At 69.8% G+C, this 2,354-nt stretch carries 1 protein-coding gene; it reads left to right on the forward strand.

Going from position 1 to position 2,354, the window contains the following annotated elements:
- Positions 1 to 335 precede the first annotated feature (335 nt).
- A partial coding sequence (locus ON29_RS28970; RefSeq protein WP_083864130.1) for a transglycosylase domain-containing protein occupies positions 336 to 2,354 on the forward strand: 2,019 nt, incomplete at its 3' end.

A 2,354-nucleotide genomic window follows, 5' to 3' on the forward strand; every position in this document is an offset into this window, starting at 1 on the left:
GCAGGCCGCCGCAGCCCAATCGCGGCGCGCCCGTCGGCGGCGCTTCCGCCCCGCAGCAGACCCAGCGGATCCAGCGGCCGGGCTCGCTGACCGAGGCGGTGGCCGACCGCGACCGGCGCGGCCCCTCCACCGGCCCGCGTCCGGCCACCGGCGCGCGTCCGGCGGTGGACCGTGAGGGACGTCGCGTCCCGGGCAGTGGACCCGCCACCGGCGAACGCAGGCAGACCGCGGGCGGCCCGCCGTCGGGTCCGCCGCCCCGCCGTGGCGGCGGCAACGGTGACGGCTCCGATGGGCCGGGCAGGCGGCCTGCGCAGAAGAAGAAGTCGCCGTGGCGCATCGTGCGGCGCACCCTCTACGTCCTGATCGCGTTGGCCATCCTGCTGCCCAGCGGCATCTTCCTCGCCGCGTACACCACGGTGTCGGTGCCGCAGCCGGGAGACCTGAAGACCAACCAGGTGGCGACCATCCTGGCCTCCGACGGTGACACGGTGATCAGCAAAGTGGTGCCGCCGGAAGGCAACCGGACCGACGTCACCATCGAGCAGATCCCGCCGCACGTCCGCAACGCGGTGATGGCCGCCGAGGACCGGGACTTCTACACCAACCCCGGCTTCTCGATCTCCGGCTTCGCGCGTGCCGCCAGGGACAACGTCCTCGGCAAGGAGAGCGCGGGCGGTGGTTCGACGATCACCCAGCAGTACGTGAAGAACGCGCTGGTCGGTGACGAGCACTCGCTGACCCGCAAGATGCACGAGCTGGTCATCTCGGCCAAGATGGCGCGGCAGTGGAGCAAGGACGAGATCCTCGCGGCGTACCTGAACACCATCTACTTCGGTCGCGGTGCGTACGGCATCGACGCGGCGTCCAAGGCGTACTTCGGCAAGCCCGTGCAGGAGCTGACCGTCGCCGAGGGCGCGGTGCTGGCCGCCACCATCCAGCTGCCCTCCAGCCTGGACCCGGAGAAGAACCCGGAGGGCGCGAAGACACGCTGGAACTACGTGCTCGACGGCATGGTCTCCGCGGGCAACCTGAGCGCGGGCGAGCGGCAGAGCCTGCAGTACCCGCAGGTCGTGTCCCTCGCCTCGACCCAGGACAAGGAGCAGGACTCCGGCCCCGAAGGCCTGATCAAGACCCAGGTGCTCAAGGAACTCGCGGCGGCGGGCATCAGCGAGCAGCAGCTGAACACTTCGGGACTGCAGATCACCACCACGATCGACCCGAAGGCGCAGCAGGCGGCGGTCGACGCCGCCACGTCGAAGATGCAGGGCGAGCCGGAGCAGCTGCGCACCGCGGTGGTCTCGATCGATCCGCACACCGGCGCGGTGCGCGCCTACTACGGCGGCAACGACGGCCAGGGCTACGACTACGCCAACGCCGGTCTGCAGACCGGTTCGTCGTTCAAGGTCATCGGCCTCGCGGCCAACCTGGAGCAGGGCATTCCGCTGTCGCAGATGTACGACAGCTCGCCGATCACGGTGAACGGCATCAAGATCACCAACGTCGAAGGCGAGCAGTGCGGCATGTGCACCATCGCCGAGGCGCTGAAGCGATCGCTGAACACCAGCTTCTACCGGATGCAGCTGGACATGCAGAACGGTCCGCAGAAGATCGCCGACATGGGTCACCGGCTGGGCATCCCGGACACCATCCCGGGTGTGGGCAAGACCCTGACGGAGTCGGACGGCTCCGGCCCGAACAACGGCATCGTGCTCGGTCAGTACCAAGCCCGACCGCTGGACATGGCCTCCGCCTACGCGACGCTCGCCGCCTCCGGCATCTACCACGCGCCGCACTTCGTGACGAAGGTGGTGACCGCCGACGGCCAGGTGCTGCTCGATCGCGGCGAAGTGGCCGGTGAGCAGCGCGTCTCCGCCGCGGTGGCCGACAATGTCACCGCCGCGATGAAGCCGATCGCCGGCTGGTCCCGCAACCACGGACTCGCCAACGGCCGCGAGTCGGCAGCCAAGACCGGTACCGCGCAGCTCGGCGACACCGGTGAGAACAAGGACGCCTGGATGGTCGGCTACACCCCGTCGCTGTCTACCGCCGTGTGGGTCGGCAGCGTCGACAACTCGGCACTGCGCAACTATGGCGGCGGCATGATCTACGGTTCGGGTCTGCCTTCCGACATCTGGAAGGCGACCATGGACGGGGCGCTCTCGGGCACCCGCAACGAGACGTTCCCGAAGCCAGCCCCGATCAAGGGCCAGGCCGGTGTCCCCGAGTGGTCGGCGCCCTACACCCCGCCCACCACCGCCGACTCCCCCCTGCTGCCGCCGGTCGTGGTCGCGCCGACCCAGGTGGAGATCCTGCCCGGCATCACCATCCCGGTGCCCGGCATCCAGCCCGCACCG

Source organism: Nocardia exalbida NBRC 100660 (genome assembly GCF_000308575.1).
GTDB classification, from domain to species: Bacteria; Actinomycetota; Actinomycetes; order Mycobacteriales; family Mycobacteriaceae; genus Nocardia; species Nocardia exalbida.